Annotated in this window: 17 protein-coding genes; 5 read left to right on the top strand and 12 right to left on the bottom strand. The window is 64.7% G+C overall.

Annotation, left to right across the window (positions count from 1 at the left end; all coding sequences use genetic code 11):
* Window positions 1–224: 224 nt before the first annotated feature.
* A complete protein-coding gene (locus Q0D31_RS13740) occupies window positions 225–1,772 on the top strand; it encodes a beta-(1-6) glucans synthase (protein ID WP_291851565.1) in 1,548 nt (515 codons plus the stop codon).
* Here the strand turns inward: Q0D31_RS13740 and Q0D31_RS13735 are convergent.
* From Q0D31_RS13735 to purB, 7 genes are all read right to left on the bottom strand, one after another.
* A complete protein-coding gene (locus Q0D31_RS13735; protein WP_291851562.1) occupies window positions 1,756–2,865 on the bottom strand; it encodes a threonine aldolase family protein in 1,110 nt (369 codons plus the stop codon). The two genes, Q0D31_RS13740 and Q0D31_RS13735, sit on opposite strands and share 17 nt — an antisense overlap.
* Before the next feature lie 133 nt (window positions 2,866–2,998).
* Window positions 2,999–3,616, bottom strand: coding sequence for a 30S ribosomal protein S4 (rpsD, locus tag Q0D31_RS13730; protein ID WP_291851560.1), 618 nt, complete (start codon window positions 3,614–3,616; stop codon window positions 2,999–3,001).
* A 214-nt stretch (window positions 3,617–3,830) separates the two neighbouring features.
* Window positions 3,831–4,610 carry an acyltransferase gene (locus Q0D31_RS13725; RefSeq protein WP_291851963.1) on the bottom strand — a complete coding sequence of 260 codons (780 nt, stop codon included), beginning with the start codon at window positions 4,608–4,610 and terminating at the stop codon, window positions 3,831–3,833.
* 170 nt (window positions 4,611–4,780) lie between these two features.
* Window positions 4,781–5,560 carry an aldolase/citrate lyase family protein gene (locus Q0D31_RS13720; protein WP_291851557.1) on the bottom strand — a complete coding sequence of 260 codons (780 nt, stop codon included), beginning with the start codon at window positions 5,558–5,560 and terminating at the stop codon, window positions 4,781–4,783.
* A gap of 24 nt (window positions 5,561–5,584) precedes the next feature.
* The gene (murI, locus tag Q0D31_RS13715; protein WP_291851554.1) at window positions 5,585–6,373 is read right to left on the bottom strand and encodes a glutamate racemase; all 789 of its coding nucleotides are present in this window, start codon (window positions 6,371–6,373) and stop codon (window positions 5,585–5,587) included.
* An 80-nt stretch (window positions 6,374–6,453) separates the two neighbouring features.
* Window positions 6,454–7,014, bottom strand: a complete 561-nt coding sequence (locus Q0D31_RS13710; protein ID WP_291851552.1) for an MOSC domain-containing protein — start codon at window positions 7,012–7,014, stop codon at window positions 6,454–6,456.
* On the bottom strand, window positions 7,011–8,318 hold the full coding sequence (gene purB, locus Q0D31_RS13705; RefSeq protein ID WP_291851550.1) for an adenylosuccinate lyase: 1,308 nt from the start codon (window positions 8,316–8,318) through the stop codon (window positions 7,011–7,013). The genes Q0D31_RS13710 and purB overlap by 4 nt, the downstream gene beginning before the upstream one ends.
* A gap of 494 nt (window positions 8,319–8,812) precedes the next feature.
* Here purB and Q0D31_RS13700 point away from each other — a divergent pair, with 494 nt between their 5' ends.
* The 3 genes from Q0D31_RS13700 (at window position 8,813) to Q0D31_RS13690 (ending at window position 11,716) form a co-directional block, all read left to right on the top strand.
* Window positions 8,813–9,409, top strand: coding sequence for a TetR family transcriptional regulator (locus Q0D31_RS13700; RefSeq protein ID WP_291851548.1), 597 nt, complete (start codon window positions 8,813–8,815; stop codon window positions 9,407–9,409).
* 120 nt (window positions 9,410–9,529) lie between these two features.
* On the top strand, window positions 9,530–10,270 hold the full coding sequence (locus Q0D31_RS13695; RefSeq protein ID WP_291851546.1) for a metallophosphoesterase family protein: 741 nt from the start codon (window positions 9,530–9,532) through the stop codon (window positions 10,268–10,270).
* A 3-nt stretch (window positions 10,271–10,273) separates the two neighbouring features.
* Window positions 10,274–11,716, top strand: a complete 1,443-nt coding sequence (locus Q0D31_RS13690; RefSeq protein ID WP_291851544.1) for a bifunctional serine/threonine-protein kinase/universal stress protein — start codon at window positions 10,274–10,276, stop codon at window positions 11,714–11,716.
* Between the two features lie 7 nt (window positions 11,717–11,723).
* Here the strand turns inward: Q0D31_RS13690 and Q0D31_RS13685 are convergent, their stop codons facing one another.
* Together Q0D31_RS13685 and rpe are read right to left on the bottom strand one after the other, a co-directional pair.
* On the bottom strand, window positions 11,724–12,065 hold the full coding sequence (locus Q0D31_RS13685; protein ID WP_366518520.1) for a DNA-directed RNA polymerase subunit N: 342 nt from the start codon (window positions 12,063–12,065) through the stop codon (window positions 11,724–11,726).
* A gap of 149 nt (window positions 12,066–12,214) precedes the next feature.
* Entirely contained in the window at window positions 12,215–12,916 is a 702-nt protein-coding gene (rpe, locus tag Q0D31_RS13680; protein WP_291851540.1) for a ribulose-phosphate 3-epimerase, read from the bottom strand.
* Between the two features lie 250 nt (window positions 12,917–13,166).
* On the opposite strand from rpe, the gene Q0D31_RS13675 reads away from it, so the two are divergent.
* On the top strand, window positions 13,167–13,922 hold the full coding sequence (locus tag Q0D31_RS13675) for an EF-hand domain-containing protein (RefSeq protein ID WP_291851537.1): 756 nt from the start codon (window positions 13,167–13,169) through the stop codon (window positions 13,920–13,922).
* A gap of 35 nt (window positions 13,923–13,957) precedes the next feature.
* Here Q0D31_RS13675 and Q0D31_RS13670 read toward each other — a convergent pair whose 3' ends face one another.
* The 3 genes from Q0D31_RS13670 to Q0D31_RS13660 form a co-directional block, all read right to left on the bottom strand.
* Window positions 13,958–14,953 carry a P1 family peptidase gene (locus Q0D31_RS13670; RefSeq protein ID WP_291851534.1) on the bottom strand — a complete coding sequence of 332 codons (996 nt, stop codon included), beginning with the start codon at window positions 14,951–14,953 and terminating at the stop codon, window positions 13,958–13,960.
* 117 nt (window positions 14,954–15,070) lie between these two features.
* The gene (locus Q0D31_RS13665) at window positions 15,071–16,564 is read right to left on the bottom strand and encodes an HWE histidine kinase domain-containing protein (protein ID WP_291851961.1); all 1,494 of its coding nucleotides are present in this window, start codon (window positions 16,562–16,564) and stop codon (window positions 15,071–15,073) included.
* Between the two features lie 16 nt (window positions 16,565–16,580).
* Window positions 16,581–22,865: a HAMP domain-containing protein gene (locus Q0D31_RS13660; RefSeq protein ID WP_291851531.1), complete on the bottom strand. Its 6,285-nt coding sequence runs from the start codon at window positions 22,863–22,865 to the stop codon at window positions 16,581–16,583.
* Window positions 22,866–23,038: the final 173 nt, after the last annotated feature.

The raw sequence follows: 23,038 nt of genomic DNA, 5'->3' as shown, positions 1-23,038 counted from the left end.
CCGATGGTCGGTTTGATCCGTTGTCTGAAGCGTCGCACTCGCAACAGTAGAATATCACTTTTTGCGTAGGCCGGCGCAATTGTAGCGGCGCCAGATCGACACGCTTCCGGCACGCGGTTATACAGGCGGTTTGGTGCCATAATGGAGCCGGACCAATCGGGTTTCGTACGCCGCTGGCGCTCTTCGTCGTCTCTCTGGGTGTGATTGCTGCGGTGTGGTGGTGGATGGCCACGCCGGTGACGCTGACGCGTGCGCCGATCGACGCCGCAGCGAAGCTGGAATGTATTTCCTACGCGCCGTTCCGCAACGATCAGACGCCGCACGATCCGGCGCTGATCGTCAGCCGGGAACAGATCGCGGAGGACCTGCGCGAGCTTGCCAAGATATCCAAGTGCATTCGTACCTATTCCGTCGACAACGGACTGGACAAAGTGCCTGAGCTTGCGTCCGAGTTCGGATTGACAGTTCTGCTCGGGGTCTGGATCGGGCGCGATCGCGCCAAGAATGCTCTCCTCATCGATATCGCGGTCGCGCTGGCCGAGGCTCATCCGGGGGTCATCACAGCGATCATCGTCGGCAGCGAAGTGCTGTTGCGGGGAGAGATGATCGCGTCCGACCTCCGGCAAATCCTACGTTCGGTCAAGCCGCGCGTGGAGGTGCCGGTGACCTACGCCGATGTCTGGGAATTCTGGCTACGCCACCCGGAGGTAGGCGCCGACGTCGATTTCGTCACCATTCATTTTCTGCCCTATTGGGAAGACTTTCCGCCCCGCGCCGAGGACGCGGCCGCGCATGTCGATGGCATCCGCAGGCAAGTGGCGGCCGCCTTTCCGGGCAAGGAGATTCGAATCGGCGAAACCGGGTGGCCGAGTCACGGCCGGATGCGCGCGGCCGCCTTGCCGTCCCGCATCCACCAGGCGCGTTTCGTGTCGGAAATTCTCGATCGGGCGAGACGGGATAATTTTCGCGTCAATCTGTTCGAGGCTTACGACGAGCCGTGGAAGCGCCGGTGGGAAGGAACGGTGGGCGGTTATTGGGGTTTGTTTGACGGAACGGAACGCAAGCCGAAGTATCCGGCCGGCGCGGCAATCAGCAACCATCCGTCATGGAGGCTGCAGATGGCGGGCGGAATGCTTCTCTGCACCTGCGTGTTCGCAACAGCGCTGCTGACGTCAAGAGGGCGGCTGACGCCCCCGCGATCGGCGGCCTGGATTGCGGTCGCGGCGTCTGCGTCCCTCGTTGGGATCTTGTTTGGCCTAAGCGCCGAAAAGCTATTCTACGAGGGGTATGGAGCGGGCGGCTGGTTGGTTCACAGTCTGCTACTGGCCGCGGCAACAACTGCACCGTTGCTGTCAACGGTGGCCCTGATGTCGGGGCGTCCGCTTCCAGTGGTTCTGGACGTATTGGGGCCGGAAAAGATCCGCACGCCGTTGTTCCTGACCAACATGCTCGGATTTGCGCTGATCGTGATGACGGTGATTGCGGCGCAAATTGCCCTTGGCCTCGTTTTCGACGCGCGCTGGCGCGATTTCCCATTCGCCGCCATGACCATGGCGGTGGTGCCGTTCTGGACGCTGGCATTCCTCAACCGTCCAAGGACCGGGTCCCGGCCGCTCGCCGAGGCGGTGTTCGCAGGATTGTTTGTTTTGGCGGCGGTCTACATCATGCTCAACGAAGGGCCTTACAACTGGCAGGCGATGTGGACGGGGGCAACCTATCTCCTGCTGGCCAGCACGCTGTGGCAGGCGCGCGCGGTCACAACTGGAGATTGATGCCTACCGCCAGGCGGTGCGTGGCCTTGGCCCCACGCGCGATCTCGCGCACCAGCCCGACCGTCTCCTCGATCATGCCGGCGCTGACGTCAAGATGGGTGCAGGCGCGGATGCGGCCGTCCATCATCGCCAGCAGCACGCCGCGCCTGCGCAGGGCCGCGACCATGGCTTCGCCGCTGACGCCGGCGCCGTCAGGTTTGAAGAACACCAGATTGGTCTCGGGTTGCTGCACTTCGATGCCGCTGATTTGCGCCAATCCGCGCGCCAGCGCGCGCGCATTGGCGTGATCGTCGGCGAGGCGGTCGACGTGATGGTCGAGTGCATATACGCATGCGGCGGCGCAAATGCCGGCCTGCCGCATCGATCCGCCGAGCCGCTGCTTCCAGCGCCAGACGTCGTCGACAAAGGCGCGCGATCCGGCGATGACGCCGCCGATCGGGGCGCCGAGGCCCTTGGAAAAATCGATCCAGGCGGAATCCCACCCCGCCGCCATGTCGCTTGCCGATGTCCCGGTAGCGACGCAGGCGTTCAACAGCCGCGCGCCGTCCATATGGGTGATCAGCCCGTTCGCCCTGGCGATCTCAACGATTTCATCCAGCGCGGTCTTTTTCCAGATCGTGCCGCCGCCGATATTGGCGGTCTGCTCGACACTGACCACGGTCTGCGGCGGCTGGTAGCGCGAGCGCGGGTGCAGCGCTGCGCGAAAGGTCTCGGGCGTGAATTGCCCGTCGTCGCCCGCCAGCGGCGTGATCTGGAATCCGCCGAGGGCGGCGTGCGCGCCACCCTCGCGGGCGATGATGTGCGCACTGACATGGGCGAGGATTTCGTCGCCCGGCCGGCAATGCGACAGCGTCGCCGCGACGTTGCACATGGTGCCTGACGGCATGAACACCGCGGCCTCCTTGCCCAGCAGGTCGGCCACGCGCTCGCAGAGCAGATTGACCGTCGGGTCGTCGCCGATCTGCTCATCGCCGACCTCCGCGCGCGCCATCGCCTCGCGCATCGCTGGCGTCGGGCGGGTCTGGGTGTCCGACAGCAGGTTGATGCGGACGGGCTCGGCCTTGGGATCGCGCGGGGCGGGGGTGTAGTGCATGGAAGGTCTCACAGCTGTGCTTTATGGCCGATCTGGTGCCTTCTAAGCGTTCCACCCGGACAGCTCAATGATAGTCAGACAAAAAAGAGCCCCGGCGAAACCGGGGCCCTTGATTGCTCGGAACTGAAACCGATCAGCGCGAATAGAACTCGACGATCAAATGCGGCTCCATCTGCACCGCGAACGGCACGTCCGACAGCGCGGGGATGCGGGTGAACTTGGCCGTCATCTTGGAGTGGTCGACTTCGATGAAGTCAGGCACGTCGCGCTCGCCGAGCTGGCTTGCTTCCAGCACATGGGTGAGCTGCTTGGAGGATTCCTTGACCTCGACGAGGTCGCCGGGCTTGACCTTGTAGCTGGAAATGTTGACGCGACGGCCGTTCACCTTGACGTGGCCGTGGTTGATGAACTGGCGCGCGGCGAACATGGTCGCCACGAACTTGGCGCGATAGACCACGGTGTCGAGGCGGCGCTCCAGGAGGCCGATCAGGTTTTCGCCGGTGTCGCCCTTCATCCGGCCGGCTTCGACATAGATGCCGTGGAACTGGCGCTCGCTGATGTTGGCGTAATAGCCCTTCAGCTTCTGCTTGGCGCGGAGCTGGACGCCGAAATCGGACAGCTTGCCCTTGCGGCGCTGGCCGTGCTGGCCGGGACCATATTCCCGGCGATTCACCGGGCTCTTGGGGCGGCCCCAGATATTCTGGCCCATACGGCGGTCGATCTTGTATTTCGCCTCACTGCGCTTTGTCATCGCGTCCTCTGATAGGTTTGAGTCTTGAGGAAACGCGCCCTCCTGTGCACCGGGAATGCCGGGGCCGACAGGTCCGCCTCGAAAGCTCGGGGAAGACCGCGGGTCGCGAAACGCAACGCGGGCCGAAACCGGCCCGCGAGCAAGCGGGTTTTTAGGGAGAAACCGCCGTTCTGTCAACGAAAACAGCCGGTTTTCCGAGTTAAATCGGCTTCCGTCAGGTCCCGACGGCCCGGACCGCTTTTGCCTCGGTTTGCGGCCGGTCGGCGCGCAATTCGGCTGCGATTTCGGTGTTCAGCACCTGTTCCAGCCGGCTGAGGACGCCGGCGATAAAGGCGGCGTCGGTAATCCGGTGATCCCAGCGCAGCACCACGTCGATGGTCTGGTCGGCTTTGGCTAGGCCATAGCTCAGGACGAACGGCCCCGGACTGAGCGCATGCAACTGTCCAGCCCCATAAGCGGCCACCGAGGTTACGCCGAAACTGCCGAAGTAATTGGCCCGCTGGCGGCCGAAATTCAGTCCGATCGCCCAGAACAGGCGCCGCAGCGGCAACGGCAGCCGGGTGATCCGCATGATCCTGCGGAACGCCGGTACTTGCTCGATCGGGGCTTCCTTGGCGCGCCGGATCAGCGCATCGACCTCGGTGAGCGGAATTTCGTCAGGCGCGGCGATCTTTTGCGGCAGCACGCAATCCTGCCCGTCTTCGACCCGCGCGATCGCCACCATGGCGACGCTGCGCGGCAGTTCGTAGAAGGCGGGCGACGGCCATTTGACATAGAGCGTGCGCAGCACCGGCTGTTCTTTCGCCACCAGTGCGAACGCCTTGGCGAAGATCGCCGCCCAGCCCGGCCTGCGCGCGGCTTGGGCCCGGGCATCAAGCAGGCCACGGATGCTGACGGGCCGGATCAGCGAAACCATGGGAACGCGGATCGAAGCGCGCATGAGATCGGCGACGAAGCGGCGCGGCATGGTGATTTTTCGAGCCGTTCCGCGCATCATTCCGCCCAAGATCCTGCCACAGGCCGGTCGGCCATCGGCCGTTCGCCGTGATTGGCCGGTCCGACCGACATCTAGCACGAACAACCCGCTTTGACGCTAGTTGGTTCGGGCATGCCCGCGTCAATAAACCTCCAGTATTTTGAATGGTTTGCCGGGACCATCGGAACTTATCGCCTGATCCCTTCAAGGCTCGCCGCAAGGCCGCGCTGGAACAGCGACCAGTCGAATCCCAGCGCCAGCGCCACGTAGCCGCGGTCGATCATCCGATTGGCTTGCTCGGCCGTTCGCGCGACGCCGCCAATCGGCACACCGCTCTTGAGGATTCCCGCCTCGGCGCGCGCCATCAGTTCGACCACTTCAGGGTCGTCGGGCAGGCCGCGCTTGTTGATGGAGGTGGCGAGGTCGCCGGGGCCGATCACCGCGAGATCGATACCGGGCGTCGCCATGATCTCGTCGATTCGGTTGACCGCCTCGACATGCTCGATCGTGATCATGCAGATCATGTCGTCATCCGCGGTCGCCATGTAATCCGCCATCGACACGCCCCAGCGGAACGGGGCGTGGAACGGGCCCCACAACCGCTCGCCCTTCGGCGGATAGCGGACGCCGCGGACGGCTTTCTCGGCATCGGCGCGGCTGCAGATCATCGGGAAGTTGATTCCGAGGGCGCCGATGTCCATCGGCGCTTTAGCCAGCCAGGGCTCGTTGGCCGCGATCCGCACCATCGGCACGCAGGACGTGCCAGAGGTCGCCGTGATCATCGCATGCGCCGAGCCGAGGTCGATTGGGCCGTGTTCGAGGTCGATGATGATCCAGTCCAGCCCCGAGCGGGCCATGATCTGCACGGTCTGGATCGAGGGAATGGTTGCGATGGCGCCGAAGGTCGGGCGTCCCTGCCGCCATTGCTGGCGCAGGCGATTGAGCGGCGCGGGCCTCGGGGATGTCAAAGCGCTAACTCCTGCCTGTCGAGCTTACGCCGGGACGCGGCCGCCAAAGAACGGCATCAGCGCCCGGCTCAGCCGGTGCGGCCGTCCTGACGTGAATATCATTTCCGCGCCGGCCCGGTCGGATTCGTTTCCGGGAGAGCCGAGCAGATCAGACACACGCCGGGCGATGGCGGGCGCCGGATCGATCCAGTCGACCGGCCAGGGCGCGAGCCTGGTCAGCCGATCGAGCAGCAACGGATAATGGGTGCAGGCCAGCACCACGGTGTCGGTGCGGGCGTCGCCTTCTCCGACAAAGCAGGGAGCCAGTTCGGCCGCGATATCGTCATCGCGGACCTCATTGCCGTTGAGGGCTGCTTCGGCCAGCGAGGCCAGCTCAGCCGAGCCGACCAGCGTCACCTCACAGCCTTGCGCGAAATCCTCGATCAGGCGCTTGGTGTATTCGCGCTGCACGGTGCCCCTGGTGCCCAGAACGGACACGCGCTTTGTCCTTGAACCGGCGCAGGCCGGCTTGATCGCGGGCACGGTGCCGACGAACGGTACGTCATAGGCGCTGCGCAAATGCGACATCACCAGCGTGGAGGCGGTGTTGCAGGCGATCACCACCAGATCGGGGGCATGCCGCGCGGTCAATTCGCCGATCAGCGGCACCACGCGCGCGATGATCTGATCCTCGGTGTGATGGCCATAGGGAAAGAACGCGTCATCAGCGACATAGATGTAATGGGCGTCACGGCGCGCATCGACGATTTCACGAAGCACGGTGAGGCCGCCGAGACCGGAGTCGAAGACGAGGATGGTGGGCGGGGATGACACGCTGCTACCTTAGCCGATGCCGGGTTACAATTCAGTTGTCGTGACGGCGTTGATGGTCATTTTGGGCTTTTCTCCAGGTCCTAGACGGGCAGCAGCGGCCGGTGCGGCCCTGCCGGCAGCACGATGCGGATGGTGTCGCCGGGCCGCACGTCGCCGTCCGCAATGACGATGCTCATGACGCCGGCCTTGCGGATGAGGTTGCCGTCGCGGTCCCGGTCCAGCGTCGCCGCCATCAATCCCTTCTGGAAATCATCGATCTGGATGCAGGGATTGCGCAGGCCCGTCAGTTCGACCGCGGCGTCGGCGCCGAGATGCAGCCGGGTCCCGGTGGGCAGCGCCAGCAGATCGACGCCTGATGTGGTGACGTTCTCGCCGAGGTCCGCGGGGTGAACGACAAAACCTTTTCCGCGCAACTCATCGAACAGTTCGGCGTGGATCAAATGCACCTGCCGCAGATTGGGCTGCGTCGGATCCCTGCGGACGCGGGAGCGGTGCTTGACCTTCTCGCCCATGTGCGCGTCGCCGGCGACGCCAAGGCCATTGAGCAGGCGGATGTAAAGGCTCGGCGTCTTGCTGAAATGATGGCCGCGACGGGCGCTGACGGCGAGGACGTTGCCCACCTGCGAGGCGGCCTCAATCATGCCGTGCCGAACACGCGCTTGAAGATCGTGTCGACGTGCTTGAAGTGATAGCCGAGGTCGAACTGCGCCTCGATCTCGGCGTCGGTCAGGTGCTTCCTCACGTCGGGGTCTTTTTTCAGCAGGGCCAGGAAGTCGCCTTCGCCGCGCCAGACGGGCATCGCGTTGCGCTGCACGTATTTGTAGGCGTCCTCGCGGCTCGCGCCCTTTTGCGTCAGCGCGATCAGGAGCCGCTGCGAATGCACGAGACCGCCGAGTCGGTCGAGGTTCTTTTGCATGTTGGCGGGATAGATCAATAGCTTGTCGATCAGGCCGGCCAGGCGCATCAGCGCGAAGTCCAGCGTCACGGTGGCGTCCGGCCCGATCATGCGTTCGGCCGAGGAGTGCGAGATGTCGCGCTCGTGCCAGAGCGCGACGTTTTCCATCGCCGGCATCGCATAGGCGCGCACCATGCGCGACAAGCCGGTGAGATTTTCCGACAGTACCGGGTTGCGCTTGTGCGGCATTGCGGAGGAGCCCTTCTGGCCCTCGGAGAAGAATTCCTCGGCTTCCAGCACCTCGGTGCGCTGCAAATGGCGGATCTCGGTGGCGAGCCGCTCGACCGAGGAGGCGATCACGCCAAGGGTCGCAAAATACATCGCGTGGCGGTCGCGCGGGATCACCTGGGTCGATATCGGCTCCGGCACCAGCCCCATCGCCTTGGCGACATGGGCTTCCACGCGCGGGTCGATCTGGGCGAAGGTGCCGACGGCGCCCGAAATCGCGCAGGTCGCGACTTCCTTGCGGGCGGCGAGCAGACGCTCGCGGGCGCGGGAAAACTCGGCATAGGCGTAGGCGAGCTTGAGCCCGAACGTCACCGGCTCGGCGTGGATGCCGTGCGAGCGCCCGATCGTCGGCGTCATCTTGTGTTCGAAGGCGCGCTTCTTCAGCGCCGCCAGCACCTTGTCGATATCGGATATCAGGAGGTCGGCGGCGCGGGTGAGCTGGACGTTGAAGCAGGTGTCGAGCACGTCGGAGGAGGTCATGCCCTGGTGGACGAAGCGCGCCTCGGGACCGACGATTTCGGCCAGATGGGTCAGGAAGGCGATGACGTCGTGTTTGGTCTCGCGCTCGATCTCGTCAATGCGCGCCACGTCGAAGGTGGCATCCTTGGCCTTGGCCCAGATCGTCTTCGCCGCCGCCTTTGGGATGGTTCCGAGTTCCGCCAGCGCATCCGCCGCATGCGCCTCGATCTCGAACCAGATCCTGAAGCGGGTCTGCGGCTCCCAAATCGAGGCCATTTCCGGGCGGGTATAGCGGGGGATCATCGACGACTCCGGCGGATTGCCTCTTATGCCGCGCTTTAGCAGAGCGGCCGGAGCGAGACAAACGCGCCGGCCTTGGAGCTGATGACGGCGCGAAACTGGGGGGTGCCTCATAGTCACTGAAATTTGACTGACAGATATTGAAATCTGTCAGCGGGATATGCTATCTCCCCAGCCGACGCCGGGTGTTGGGCGTACCCCGGCTTGTTGGACCGCCGGGGTGCTTGCTGAGGACTGACGCTATGATGATCCAGATCATTCATCTGACCGCACAGATCCAGCGCTGGCTCGATCAGCGCGTCGCCAGCTATCTGGCGGCGGAGGCCGAGCGGCTGGAGCTGTTGAAACATTGACCTGTCGAGCATGACCCGGAAAAGTGGAGTCCGGTTTTCCGAAAAGGTCATGCTCAAACAAAGAGATGAGATCATGATGCGAGACCGCATCATGATCTGGAGGGATTGAATGACCGCCCGTCCCATCGTTTTGAAGGTGCCCGCATGAACGAAATCGTGGTCTTGACCCCCGAGCGGATTTTGGAGGTGACCGAGGACGTTCTGCGGCGCTACGGTCTGGCCAAGGCGACGGTGGTGGACGTCGCCCGCGCCCTCGATGTCAGTCATGGCAGCGTCTACAGGCATTTTCCCAGCAAGGCCTCGCTGCGCGAGGCCGTTGCCAAACGCTGGCTCGACCGGGTAAGCGCGCCGCTGCTCAAGATCGCGGAAGCTTCCGGCCCGGCGCCGGCCAGGCTGGAGCGCTGGCTGCGCACGATGTTTTCGATCAAGCACAAGCGGCTCGGCGACGATCCCGAGATGTTTGCGACCTACCTGACGCTGGCGCGCGAGGCCTGCAGGGCGGTGCATTGCCACAAGGATTGCCTGGTCGATCAGATCGCGCGGATTCTGTCCGACGGCGTCAAGCAGGGCGCGTTCGAGGTCGCGGACGTCAAGGTTGCGGCGCGCGCCATTTTCGATGCCACCAGCCGCTTTCACCATCCCGGCCATGCCGAGGAATGGAACGAACCCGGCGCCCCGGCGCGGATCGATGCGCTGCTGACGCTTTTGCTGAAGGGACTGGAAGCGTCGCGCAAGCGCTGACTTTCTGTCACCCACGGCAATCTCCCGCGACCCCATATGCGCTGTCGGTTCACGGCGCGTGGTTTGATATCCATCAAGACGCGCGCTGGCACCGGCGAGATGATGGACGGGGAGGGCTGCGTGCGTCTCGCCATCTTTGCGGATATCCATGCCAACCGGCAGGCGTTCGAAGCCTGCCTCGCTGTTGCGCACGCGCGGGGGGCGGAGCGGATCATCTGCCTCGGCGACGTCGTAGGCTACGGCGCCGACCCTGAATGGGCTGTCGATGCCGTGATGGGTCTGGTCGAGGACGGCGCCATCGCCGTGATCGGCAACCATGATCATGCCATCGGAAACCATTCCGAGACCATGAACGCCGAAGCCCAGGCCGCGATCGAATGGACCCGCGGCAGACTCAGCGGGCCGCAGCGGCGCTTTCTGGCCGAACTGCCGCTGAAGCGGCAGGAAGGCGACCGCCTCTATGTGCATTCGGAAGCCGCTCACCCGGCGCGATGGCGCTATGTGCACGGCACGTCGGAGGCAGCGCGCAGCATCGAGGCGACCGCCGCCCAGGTCACGTTTTGCGGACACATTCACCGGCCGGCGCTCTATTCGATGTCATCGGCGGCGAAGATGACGAGTTTCATCCCGACATCGGAGGTGCCGGTGCAATTGCTCGGCGGACGGCGCTGGCTTGCCGTTCTCGGCTCGGTCGGGCAACCGCGCGACGGCAATCCGGCGGCCTCGTTTGCGATGCTCGACACCTCGTCCCGCGAGATCACCTATTGCCGCGTGCCCTACGATGTCGAGGCGGCGGCGGAGCGGATCCGCGCCAACGGCCTGCCGCACTGGCTGGCCGACCGCCTGCTTCTGGGGAGATGAGAGATGGCAAGGCCATCAATCGAACCCGGCGCGGAACTGGACGGTTTCACGATCGGCGAACGCGTTCACCAGGGCGGCATGGCAACGCTGTGGACGGTGACCCGCCCCGGCATCACGGCGCCGCTGTTGATGAAGATCCCGCGGATTTCCGAAGGCGAGGATCCGGCGGCGATCGTCAGCTTCGAGATGGAGCAGATGATCCTGCCGCGGCTGGCCGGCCCGCATGTGCCGGCCTGTTTCGGTACCGGCGATTTCGACCGGCAGCCCTACGTCGTCATCGAACGCATTCCCGGCAAGACGCTCTACAGCCGGATCGGCGAATTGCCGCTCCCCTATGAAGAGGCGCGGATCGTCGTCGGCAGAATCGCGACCGCGCTGGCCGACCTGCACCGGCAGAACGTCATCCATCACGACATCAAGCCGAGCAGCGTCATGTTCCGCCCCTCGGGCGAATGCGTGCTGATCGATTTCGGGCTGTCGCACCACAATCAGTTGCCGGACCTGTTGCAGGAGGAATTCCGTCTGCCTTACGGCACCGCGCCGTACATGGCGCCGGAGCGCCTGCTCGGGGTTCGCGACGACCCGCGCAGCGACCTGTTCTCGCTGGGCGTGCTGCTGTATTTCTTCACCACTGGCGAGCGGCCGTTCGGCGAAAGCGAAACTCTGCGCGGCATGCGCCGCCGGCTGTGGCGCGATCCCTATCCGCCGCGCAAGCTGAGGGCAGATTATCCGCCCTGGCTGCAGGAAATCGTGCTGCGGTGCCTGGAGATCGAACCGGTCTGGCGTTATCCGACCGCCGCCCAACTGGCGTTCGAGCTGGCGCACCCCGATCAGGTCAAATTGACGGCGCGCTCGGAGCGACTGCAGCGCGATCCGCTCAGCACGGTGTGGCGCCGCCGCTTCAACCGCGACCTGACCCAGCCGAAACCGAAATCCGATATCGCGGCCCAGCTGGCCGCGGGGCCGATCGTGGTCGTCGCGCTGGACACCGAGGAGGGATCGGCGGCGCTTAACGTGTGCCTGCGCCGGACCGCTGCGCAGCTGCTGGCGACTTTGCCGTCCGCGCGGCTCGCCTGCCTCAACGTTCTCAGGCTCGGACGCATCACCCTCGACCGGACGCTCGACGAACAAGGCAACAACAAGCATATCGACCGGATGGTCGCGCTCCGGCACTGGGCGCAACCGCTGGAACTCGATGAAAGCAGGCTCACGGTGCATGTGCTCGAGGCGATCGACCCCGCGTCGGCGATCCTGGAATTCACTGCTGTCAATCAGGTCGACCACATCGTGATTGGTGCGCGACAGCATTCGATGCTGCGCGCCTTGCTCGGCAGCGTCTCGGCCAGGGTGGCGGCGGAGGCCGCCTGTACGGTGACAGTGGTGCGTCCGCGGCGACTGGCTTCGGCGCCAGAATCGGCCAGGGAGGTAGCGGCGGATCAGGCGTAGGGGGCGCTTATTCGAGCGCCTGGACGGGTGGAAACGCCTTGGAGTTGGACTTGCCGCGCGGTGCGACGCCTTTCGCCTCGGCACGGGCGCTGGCTACGCGCGGCTCGCCGATCGCTTCCGCCCGCGCGGCCCGGACCCCGTCTCCTGAAGCATGTCTCCGGTGCCGCGACGAACGGGGTCGATCAATTCCCCAGGACCGCGATATCGCCGGCCCAGCGGAGTAACCGACGAACGCCCCGGCGATGGCACCGACCGGCCCCAGCACGACGGCGCCGGCCAACGCTCCCAGCGCAGCGTCACCGGCGCGGTGCTGCGCCAGCGCGGAAGCGGGCGCGAGAAGCAGGAGCATTGCAGCAAAAGCGTAGGCTTTGATCATATTCCCGTTCCATCGTGAACACAGTAAATCCTGATCTGCCTTTATGGCCAGAGCATGAAGCTTTGTGGCGAGAGCATGGAGCTTTCGGGTTCGCCCAGCCCTGGCAGCCCAGCGGGTCTGCGTCAGATCATTTCGCCGCGCGCCAGGGCGGCGGCGTTGCGGATCGCAGAAATGTTGGACCTGTAGGCCTCCACGGTTCCGCCCTTGAACACCGCGGAGCCGGCGACCAGCGCGTTGGCGCCGGCGGCGGCGAGCTGGCCCGCGACATCCGGACCGACGCCGCCATCGACCTCGATATCGATCGGCCGGCCCGCCGTCATCGCCCTGAGGTCGCTGACCTTGCCGAGCGCCGACTTGATAAAGGCTTGCCCGCCGAAGCCGGGATTGACCGACATCACCAGCACCAGGTCGATCAGGTCGATCACATATTCGATGGCGCTCACCGGCGTCGCCGGGTTGAGCGAGACGCCGGCTTTTTTCCCGAGTGCCCGGATCGCCTGCAGCGATCGATGCAGATGCGGGCCGGCCTCGGCGTGGACGGTGATGTGGTCGCAGCCGGCCTTGGCGAGGGCTTCCAGATAGGGGTCGCAGGGGGCGATCATCAAGTGTGCGTCGAATATCTTCTTGGTGTGCGGACGCATCGCCTTGATGACATCGGGACCGTAGGAGATGTTGGGCACGAAATGTCCGTCCATCACGTCGAGATGGATCCAGTCGGCGCCCGCCGCATCGACAGCGCGGATTTCCTCACCCAGCCGGGCGAAATCCGCCGCCAGGATTGACGGTGCGATGATGAGGGGACGTGAGGCAAATTGTTGGGACATGCGCGTTTTCCCAGACCTCTCAACGGGGCAGAACGGCCCCGCGTAACATGCAGGACGGCCGGGGGCAATGCGACCGCCGGACCCTGTTGTGGGCGGAAAAATCTGCCGCCGCGGGCATGGATTGCCGGGCCTGGCCGTCGCAGGCGATGCGCGAGATCCTGGTTTTGCAGGGCTTTTTGCCGTGGCACGGCGCTTGCTGAAGAACATGCAGGAGTTATCGGCCGCCGACCACGGCGATTGGAGATCAACCATGTTCCTTGCTTTGGGCGCAGCGTCCTCGGCTCTTGATGCCCTCAAGGCGCTGACGTCGTCGAAATCGTCGTCCGCGCCATCCACCGGACGCGGCCAGAACCCGCAAAGCCCGTTCGACCTGTTGTCTGCGGACACCACTGCTGCGGCGGATGCGAAGCCGGGCGGCGGCGGTCGTTCCCGGATATCGCCGGACACCATGAGCGCGCTGCTGGCCCTGCAGAGCCAGGCCCCGGAAGGATCAGCCCACGCCGCCGCCAAGGGTGGCTCCAGTCTGCTGAAGGACCTGTTCGCGCAAATCGACGGGGACGGCGACGGCAAGATCACGCAGTCGGAATTTGGCGAAGCGCTCGGCGCCGGCGGCACCAATCTCGCGCAAGCCGACAGCGTGTTCGGCAAGCTTGACAAGGACGGCGACGGCGCGGTGAGCCTCGGCGAACTGGCGTCGGTGCTGAAGGGCGCCAAGGGTCGCCACCGCCATGACCACGCCGCAAGCGGCGTCGGCGATTCCAGCGGATCGAATCCGTTCCTGAAGGCCCTGCAGGGCGCCACCACCACGTCGGTCACCAACAGCGACGGCTCGGTGACGACGTCGCTGACCTACGCCGATGGATCGAAGGTGACGATGACGTCGGCGGCGGGCGGCAGTTCGCCCGGCGCCGCGACCTCGTCCTACAATTTCATCGAGCAGATGATCCAGCGCCAGGCCAAGGCGATGGCTTCGGCGGCCAACCCGTCACTGTCGGTCAGTGCCTGAACGCCAGACCCGGCGAACATCCTTCGGAAGCTGCCCTAGCCGAAGCGATTCCCCCACGCCGGTAGCGCGCCCAGAAAGGGCAGCGCGGTCGCTGCATGGACGCCGCGGGCAATCGCGCGCGCAACCGTGTTGGCGGCCACCATTCCAAGTTCGGTGAGGCCGAACAACGGATCGACCGGCTTCTGCCCGGTCGCAGCGGCGAACACGACGTCACCATCCAGCGGGGCGTGAACGGGGTAGATGGCGCGCGCCATTCCGGTCTGCGCGATCATCGCCAGCCGCCGCGCCTGCGGCTTCGTCAACACCGCATCGGTGACGACCACGACCAGCGTGGTGTTCGCCGAGGCCGCGGCTTGCGGCCCGCCCTTGAGCCGCGCCCGCAGCATGTCGGCCGTGAACGAGGGCGGCAGTCCGCGCCCGCCAAACTCGTTGCCGATCTCGAACGGGGCTGCCCAGAACCATGGTCCATCACCGACGGTCACGCTGCCGACCGCATTGACGACCGCTAGCGCGCCGACCATGACGCCGCCTTCGGTTTGCGCGGAGGCGGAGCCGAGGCCGCCCTTGAGATTGGCCGTGGTCGCGCCGAGGCCGGCGCCGACGCTGCCCAGCGCGAAATCGGCGCTCGCCGCGCGGGCCGCGGCGTAGCCGAGGTCACGATAGGGCGGGAAGCGCCCCCAGGCCTTGTCGCCGCCGTTGAGCAGGTCAAAACAGATGGCGCCGGGAACGATCGGAATGATGGCTTCGCGCACCCGAAAGCCGCGCCCCTGTTCGGCGAGCCAGGCCTGCACCCCGCCGCCGGCGTCCAGCCCGAATGCCGAACCTCCGGAAAGCGCGATGCCGTCGATCGCCTCGACCGTGCTGTCGGGCTTGAGGAGCGCGTCCTCGCGGGTGCCGGGCCCGCCGCCGCGCACGTCGACCGAGGCGACCGCGGGGGTGTCGAAGATAATTGCGGTGACACCGGAGGCGAGCGCGGCATCGTCGGCGTGGCCGACGCGCACGCCGGAGATGTCGGTGAGCAGGTTTTTCAAGGCGTATGTCCGCCGGGCCGCCCCGTGCCGGGCCCTCATTATGGATATATCAGGCGTGCGGAATGCATCAACCGCCAAGCGCCGGCCGGACCTGATGTAGGCTCCCCGCGGGCGGGCCTAGTGCTGGGTCCGCCGAGCGGCATTGACATTGGGGGTTGTGTCTTCAGGCGAAACCGCTTCCAAACCGGGCTGGTGTGGCGACAGCGGGACCGAGAGGGAGCAAACCAGACCTTCCGGGCGCCAATCGAATTCTGCCTGCCCGCCGAGCTGGGATTCGATGCTTGCGATCACGCTTCTTGTTCCAAATCCGCGCGACGCCGGCTTTTCAACCGGAGGCCCGCCGGTTTCCGACCACATGATCTTGAGAAGGCTGTCCTGCTCCCCCCAGGCCAGCGACAGCCGGCCCGACAGCGTCGACAGCGCCCCGTACTTTGCCGAATTCGTGACGAGTTCGTGCAGCGCCAGCGCGATCGTCTGCGCAGTAGCCGGCTCCAGTTGCAATTCCTCGCCGCTCAGCGCGATTTGATCGCCTGTCGAATAGGGCGCGAGCTCCTCGTCGATCAGCTTTGTTATTTCGGCGCCTTGCCAACTCGACAGCGAGAGCACGGTGTGAACTCGCGCGAGCGCGTTGATCCGTCCTTCGACCGAGCGGATATAGCTCTTGACGTTGTCACCGCGCGTCAGCCGGACGATGGATTGCGCCAGCGCCAGCGCGTTCTTGGCGCGGTGATCGACCTCCCGCGCCAGCAGGTTCTGGCGTTCCTCGGCCTGCTTGCGCTCGGTGATATCGACCGTGACGCCGCTGACGCGGATGACGCGGCCGTCCTTGTCCATGGTGGCGGCCGCTGTGCCAGCGCACCAGCGCATCTCACCGTCGGGTCGTATGATCCGGAACTCCGCCTCGTAGGATTTGATGCCGTTTGAAAACTGCGCGACCGCTCTGCGCAGCTCATCGATATCGTCAGGGTGCAGGTACTCCTGGACGTTTGACGGGGTCACCACGAAAGTCTTGGGGTCGAGTCCGAAAATCTGGAACTGGCCCTCGTCCCACATCCAGTCGCCCTTGACCCAGTCCCAATCCCAGGAGCCCATCTTGCCCGCGGCGATCGCCAGGCTGCGCCGTTGTTCGCTTTCCAGCAGCCTTGTGTGCGATTCCTCCAGTTCGGCGGTGCGGGCGCGAACACGATCTTCGAGCTCGATGTTGAGCAGCTCGAGCTGGCGGGTCTTGCGATACAGTTCGGCGAAAACCTTGATCTTGGCGCGCAACACCTCCGGCACCACGGGCACCGGTACATAATCCACCGCACCCATCTCGTAGCCGCGCAACCGGTCGATGTCACTGACCTGGATTGCGGAGATGAATATCATCGCGGTTTTCTGAAAACGCGGATGCTCGCGGATCATGGCCGCGAGCTCGAACCCGTCCAGTTCCGGCATGCAGACGTCGACGAGTATGATGGCGACATCGTTCTTGAGCAGGAATTCAAGCGCTTCGCGGCCGGATGAAGCCTTGATCAGGTTCTCGCCGAGCTCCTTCAAAATGACCTCATAGGCAAGCAGCTTCGCTGGCTGATCGTCCACCAGAAGTATGTTTACCTTCTCTTGGTCCATCATCTGCTTGTGCCGATCAACGGTGGAGCCACATTCGTATGGCTAGGAGCAACTGTTCAGTATTGACCGGCTTGGCGAGGTAGTCAGAGGCGCCGGCCTCGAGGCATTTCTCGCGGTCGCCCTTCATCGCCTTGGCGGTCAGCGCAATGATCGGGAGGCGGCCAAAGGACGGGTTTTGCCGGATAACGCCGATGGTCTGATATCCGTCCATCTGCGGCATCATGATATCCATCAGCACGACCGCGATGTCTGGATTCGACTCGACCAGTGCAACGGCCTCGTGGCCGGTCGTAGCGGTCAGCACCTTCATGCCGCGCCGCTCCAGTACGCTGGAGAGCGCGAAAATGTTGCGGGCATCGTCGTCCACCAGAAGAGCGGTCTTGCCAACCAAATCTTCGTCGGAACTGTTCAGCTTTTCAAGCATCCTCTGCTTCTGGATGGGCAATTCCGTAATCACACGGTGCAGAAACAGCGAGGTTTCGTCGAGCAGGCGCTCCGGCGACTCGACGCCCTTCACCACAATGCTTCGAGCCATGGTGTGAAGTTCCGCATCCTCTTCGGCGGAAAGCTCGCGGCCGGTGAACACCACCACAGGCACGTTCGAAAGGGAATCGTCCTGGCGGATCCGGTCGAGGACCTCGAAGCCGCTCATGTCGGGTAGCCGCAAATCCAGCACGACACAGTCGCAGCGGCTGTCGCGCAGGGTCGACAATGCGCTTGCTCCGGTATCCGCCGTAACGATCTCGATATCGTCGTGGCCGAGCAGTTCGGAGATGCTCATCTGCTCGGCGGCATTGTCCTCCACGATGAGGAGCCGCTTGCGGCGCGGCTTCGCGTACTCCTTGATCTGGGACAAGGCGGCGCTGACGCCCTCGGTCGTCGTCGGCTTGTTGACGAACGAGAACGCCCCGCGCGCCAGCGCATGCTGGCGATCCTCGTCCAGCGTGATGATCTGGACCGGGATGTGGCGGGTCAGCGGATTGTGCTTGAGCTGGCTCAGCACCGTCCAGCCCAGCATGTCCGGCAGGAACACGTCGAGGGAGACCGCCGCGGGCTGGAACTGCTTGGCGAGTTCGAGCGCTTCGGCGCCGCGGCTTGCCACCAGAACCTTGAAGCCCTTGTCGCGGGCCAGATCGATCAGCACCCGCGCGTAGTGTGGATCGTCCTCGACGATCAGCAGAATGGTGTCGCCAGGCTCGAGATTAAGCCGGTCGTCCGGCAGCTGCTCGATGATCCGCTCTTGCGTTGCCGCGGCCTGCAGCGCCGGCGCTGCGAATTGCGATGGGGCAGGGGTCCGTGGTGCAACCGTCGGGCCGGAGTATTTCAGCGGCAAGTAGAGCACGAAGGTGCTGCCCTTGCCGGGCGCGCTGCGCAGGTGGATTTCGCCGCCGAGCAGGCTCGCGAGTTCGCGGCTGATGGCCAGACCAAGGCCGGTGCCGCCGTATTTGCGGCTGGTGCCGGCGTCCGCCTGCTGGAACGCCTCGAAAATCAGCTTCTGCTTTTCGAGCGGGATGCCGATCCCGGTGTCGGTCACCTCGAAGGCGATAACGGCCGGCGCCTGGTTCAGGATCGGGTGCTCCGCGCCCCATCCGCCGACGGCGGCCGACACGTTCAGCTTCACGCCGCCCTCGGCGGTGAACTTGAACGCGTTGGAGAGCAGGTTCTTCAGGACCTGCTGCAGCCGCTTGGAGTCGGTGACCATGCTGCGGGGGAGGCTCTCGTCGATCTCGACGTTGAACGAGAGCTGGCGGTTCTCGGCCTCGTGGCGGAACGGGCGTCCGACGGTTTCAAGCAGGCTCGAGGTCAGTATCTCCTCGGCATCCACGGTCACGGTGCCGGATTCGATCTTCGACAGGTCGAGAATGTCGCTGATGAGGTTGAGCAGGTCGGTGCCGGCGCCATGGATGGTGCGGGCGAACTCAACCTGCTTCGGCGACAGGTTGCCGTCCGGGTTCTCGGTGAGCTGCTGGCCGAGAATCAGAATGCTATTGAGCGGTGTGCGCAACTCGTGCGACATGTTGGCGAGGAACTCGGACTTGTACTTCGATGTCAGCGACAGTTCGGTCGCCTTCTCTTCGAGCGCGCGCCGCGCCTGTTCGATTTCCTGGTTCTTTCGCTCGACCTCGACGTTGCGCTCGGCGAGTTGTTGCGCCTTCTGTTCCAGCTGTTCGTTGGTCTGCTGCAGTTCCTTCTGCTGGGTCTGCAGTTCGCCGGCAAGTTGCTGGGACTGCGTCAGCAGGCCCTCCGTCTGCATCGTGGCCTCGATGCTGTTGAGCACGATGCCGATGCTGTCGGTGAGCTGTTCAAGGAAGGTCATCTGCGAGGTGGTGAACGAGTTCACGGAGGAGAGCTCGATTACGGCCTTGACCTGGTTTTCGAACAGGATCGGCAACACCACGAGGTTCTTCGGGACGACGCGCAACAGCGCCGAGTTGATCGGCACCGTGTCGGTCGGAATGTCCGACACCAGCCGCTGGCGCTTGTCCATGGCACACTGTCCGATCAGACCCTCGCCGAATTGGACGACCAGCGGGTGAGGGCTGGCGCCGTCGCCGGCATAGGCCGACAGCAGTCGCAGTTGCGGGGTTTCCGGATTCTCGACCTGGTAGATCACGCCCATATGGGCGTTGATCAGCGGCGCCAGTTCGGTCAGCAGCAGCCGGCCGACCGTGGTCAGGTCGCGCTGTCCCTGCAGCATGTTGGTGAACTTGGCCAGGTTGGTCTTCAGCCAGTCCTGCTCGGTATTGACCTGGGTCGTCAGGCGGAGATTGCCGATCATCGTGTTGATGTTGTCCTTGAGTTCGGCCACCTCGCCGCGGGCGTCGACCTGGATCGAGCGGGTCAGGTCGCCCTTGGTCACGGCGGTCGCCACTTCCGCGATCGCGCGCACCTGGGACGTCAGGTTGGCGGCGAGCAGGTTGACGTTGCCGGTGAGGTCCTTCCAGGTGCCGGCGGCGCCGGGCACGTTGGCCTGGCCGCCGAGCCGACCCTCGACGCCGACTTCGCGCGCCACGCTGGTGACCTGGTCGGCGAAGGTCGCGAGCGTCTCGGTCATGTTGTTGATGGTATCGGCGAGAGCTGCGACCTCGCCCTTCGATTTGACCGTCAGGTTCTGCTTGAGGTCTCCGTTGGCGACCGCCGTCACCACCTTGACGATGCCGCGCACCTGTTCGGTCAGGTTGGCGGCCATGAAGTTCACGGTGTCGGTCAGGTCCTTCCAGGTGCCGGCGACGCCCGGCACCTGCGCCTGACCGCCCAGCTTGCCCTCGGTGCCGACTTCGCGCGCGACGCGCGTCACTTCGCCGGCAAAGGCGTTGAGCTGATCGACCATGGTGTTGATGGTGTTCTTCAGTTCGAGGATTTCGCCTTTCACGTCGACCGTGATCTTGCGCGACAGGTCGCCGCGGGCCACCGCCGTCGTGACTTCGGCGATGTTGCGGACCTGCGTGGTGAGGTTGGCCGCCAGCAGGTTGACGTTGTCGGTCAGGTCCTTCCAGGTGCCGCCGACGCCGGGCACCACGGCCTGGCCGCCGAGCCTGCCTTCGGTGCCGACCTCGCGCGCCACGCGCGTCACCTCGGCGGCGAACGAGCGCAGCTGCTCTACCATGGTGTTGAGGGTATCCTTCAGCAGCAGGATTTCGCCGCGGACATCGACCGTGATTTTCTTGGACAAGTCGCCGCCGGCGATCGCGGTGGCGACTTCGGCGATGTTGCGGACCTGCGCGGTCAGGTTCGAGGCCATGAAGTTGACGTTGTCGGTGAGGTCCTTCCAGGTGCCGGCGACTTCAGGCACCTCGGCCTGGCCGCCCAGCTTGCCCTCGGTGCCGACCTCGCGCGCGACGCGCGTCACTTCCGATGCGAACGCGTTGAGCTGGTCGACCATGGTGTTGACGGTGTTCTTCAGCTCCAGAATCTCGCCTTTGACGTCAACCGTGATCTTCTTCGACAGGTCGCCCTTGGCGACCGCCGTCGTCACTTCGGCGATGTTGCGGACCTGGCCGGTCAAATTGCCGGCCATCGAGTTGACGTTGTCGGTTAAGTCCTTCCAGGTGCCGGCGACGCCGGGCACGTTGGCCTGACCACCCAGCCGTCCCTCGGTGCCGACTTCGCGCGCCACCCGGGTGACTTCGCCCGCAAAGCGGTTGAGCTGGTCGACCATCGTGTTGAGCGTTTCCTTCAGCTGCAGGATCTCGCCGCGCACGTCCACCGTGATCTTTCGCGACAGGTCGCCGCCGGCGATGGCGGTGGCGACTTCGGCGATGTTGCGGACCTGGGCCGTCAGGTTACCGGCCATCGAGTTGACGCTGTCGGTCAGGTCTTTCCAGGTGCCGGCGACGCCGCGCACTTCGGCCTGGCCGCCGAGCTTGCCGTCGGTGCCGACCTCGCGGGCGACGCGGGTCACCTCGCCGGCGAAGGCATTGAGCTGGTCGACCATCGTATTCAGCGTTTCCTTCAATTGAAGGATTTCGCCCGATACGTTCACCGTGATCTTTTTGGACAGATCGCCCTTGGCGACGGCGGTGGCGACCTCGGCGATGTTGCGCACCTGGCCGGTCAGGTTGCTGGCCATCGAGTTGACACTGTCGGTGAGGTCTTTCCAGGTGCCCGCGACGCCGCGCACCATCGCCTGGCCGCCGAGCTTGCCCTCGGTGCCGACCTCGCGCGCGACGCGGGTCACCTCGCCGGCGAAGGCGTTGAGCTGATCGACCATGGTGTTGATGGTGTCTTTCAGTTCGAGAATTTCGCCGCGCACGTCCACCGTGATCTTCTTGGACAGGTCGCCATTGGCGACCGCGGTCGTGACCTCGGCGATGTTGCGAACCTGCGCCGTCAGGTTGCTCGCCATCGAGTTGACGCTTTCGGTCAGGTCCTTCCAGGTTCCGGCGACGCCGAGCACGTTGGCCTGGCCGCCGAGCCGGCCCTCGGTGCCGACCTCCCGCGCCACGCGCGTCACTTCGCCGGCAAAGGCGTTGAGCTGGTCGACCATCGTGTTCAGCGTTTCCTTCAGTTGAAGGATTTCGCCCGATACGGTCACGGTGATCTTCTTGGACAGGTCGCCGCTGGCGATCGCGGTCGCCACGTCGGCGATGTTGCGGACCTGGGCGGTCAGGTTCGAGGCCATGAAGTTGACGTTGTCGGTAAGGTCTTTCCAGGTGCCGGCGACGCCGGGGACCTGGGCCTGGCCGCCGAGCTTGCCCTCGGTGCCGACCTCGCGGGCCACGCGCGTCACTTCGGAGGCGAACGCGTTGAGCTGATCGACCATCGTGTTGATGGTGTCCTTCAGCTCCAGAATTTCACCGCGGACATCCACGGTGATCTTGCGCGACAGGTCGCCGCGGGCGACGGCGGTGGTGACGTTGGCGATATTGCGGACCTGCGCGGTGAGGTTGCCGCACATCGCGTTCACCGAGTCCGTCAGATCCTTCCAGGTGCCGGCGACGCCGGGCACGATCGCCTGGCCGCCGAGCTTGCCGTCGGTTCCGACCTCGCGCGCCACGCGCGTCACTTCCGAGGCAAAGGACCGTAGCTGGTCCACCATGGTATTGATGGCCTCCTTCAGCTGCAGAATTTCACCGCGGACGTCCACCGTGATTTTTTTCGACAAGTCGCCATTCGCCACCGCGATGGTGACTTCCGCGATGTTGCGGACCTGGCCGGTGAGGTTGTTGGCCATCGAGTTGACGCTCTCGGTGAGATCCTTCCAGACGCCGGTCACTTCCGGCACCTGGGCCTGGCCGCCGAGCTTGCCCTCGGTGCCGACCTCGCGCGCCACGCGCGTCACCTCCGAGGTGAACACGCTGAGCTGTTTGATCATCGTATTGACGATGGTGGCCGATTGCAGGAATTCTCCGCCCAACGGACGGCCGTCGACGTCGAGCTGCACGGTTTGCAGCAGATCGCCTTGGGCCACCGCGGCGACCGCGCGCGTCACCTCGCGCGTCGGCCACAGCAGATCGTCGATCAGCGTGTTGACCGAACCTTCCATGTCCGCCCACGATCCGCTGGAAAGGTCGAACTTGACGCGCTGGCGGGTCTTGCCTTCGCGGCCGACGACCTGGCCGACGCGCTCAAGTTGCTGCGCCATCCGCTGGTTGGCGGCGACGATTTCATTGAAGGTGTCTGCGATCTTGCCCTCGATGCCGAGGTGATCGCCGGTCATCCGCACCGAGAAATCGCCCGCGCGCATCGCCTGCAAGGCTTGCAGCAGATCCTGCAGCGGTTCGGCTTTGCCGTTGGCGGCCGATTTGCGCCGGGGCGCGCGCCGTAGCTTTGATGAGGCTCCAGGGGAGAGATCGCTCATAGGTTCTTCCTCAAAATCAGCTGGCACGAATCGGTAGCTGAGAAGCGATTCCAAATCATAGAACCGGCTGCCCACTGCAGATCAAGCTGGAACTACGGTTAAGATCGTTAAATCAACGACATGGAACTCAGCCCGAGGTCCCCAATGCACCCGCAAACAAATTGTTCCCCGAG

This window comes from Bradyrhizobium sp. (assembly GCF_022844465.1).
Lineage (GTDB): Bacteria > Pseudomonadota > Alphaproteobacteria > Rhizobiales > Xanthobacteraceae > Bradyrhizobium.
The sequence above is the reverse complement of the archived record's forward strand: the minus strand, read 5'-3'. Positions and strand labels throughout refer to the sequence as shown.

What these genes read in the sequence shown, in the direction of transcription:
- Q0D31_RS13685 (WP_366518520.1), bottom strand. Translation starts at nt 12,065, where the DNA reads ATGCTCCTGCTTCTCGCGCCCGCTTCCGCGCTGGCGCAGCACCGCGCC.
- rpsD (WP_291851560.1), bottom strand. Translation starts at nt 3,616, where the DNA reads ATGACAAAGCGCAGTGAGGCGAAATACAAGATCGACCGCCGTATGGGC.
- Q0D31_RS13710 (WP_291851552.1), bottom strand. Translation starts at nt 7,014, where the DNA reads ATGATTGAGGCCGCCTCGCAGGTGGGCAACGTCCTCGCCGTCAGCGCC.
- Q0D31_RS13660 (WP_291851531.1), bottom strand. Translation starts at nt 22,865, where the DNA reads ATGAGCGATCTCTCCCCTGGAGCCTCATCAAAGCTACGGCGCGCGCCC.
- purB (WP_291851550.1), bottom strand. Translation starts at nt 8,318, where the DNA reads ATGATCCCCCGCTATACCCGCCCGGAAATGGCCTCGATTTGGGAGCCG.
- Q0D31_RS13690 (WP_291851544.1), top strand. Translation starts at nt 10,274, where the DNA reads ATGGCAAGGCCATCAATCGAACCCGGCGCGGAACTGGACGGTTTCACG.
- rpe (WP_291851540.1), bottom strand. Translation starts at nt 12,916, where the DNA reads ATGTCCCAACAATTTGCCTCACGTCCCCTCATCATCGCACCGTCAATC.
- Q0D31_RS13725 (WP_291851963.1), bottom strand. Translation starts at nt 4,610, where the DNA reads ATGCGCGGAACGGCTCGAAAAATCACCATGCCGCGCCGCTTCGTCGCC.
- Q0D31_RS13740 (WP_291851565.1), top strand. Translation starts at nt 225, where the DNA reads ATGGCCACGCCGGTGACGCTGACGCGTGCGCCGATCGACGCCGCAGCG.
- Q0D31_RS13735 (WP_291851562.1), bottom strand. Translation starts at nt 2,865, where the DNA reads ATGCACTACACCCCCGCCCCGCGCGATCCCAAGGCCGAGCCCGTCCGC.
- Q0D31_RS13665 (WP_291851961.1), bottom strand. Translation starts at nt 16,564, where the DNA reads ATGGACCAAGAGAAGGTAAACATACTTCTGGTGGACGATCAGCCAGCG.
- Q0D31_RS13675 (WP_291851537.1), top strand. Translation starts at nt 13,167, where the DNA reads ATGTTCCTTGCTTTGGGCGCAGCGTCCTCGGCTCTTGATGCCCTCAAG.
- Q0D31_RS13700 (WP_291851548.1), top strand. Translation starts at nt 8,813, where the DNA reads ATGAACGAAATCGTGGTCTTGACCCCCGAGCGGATTTTGGAGGTGACC.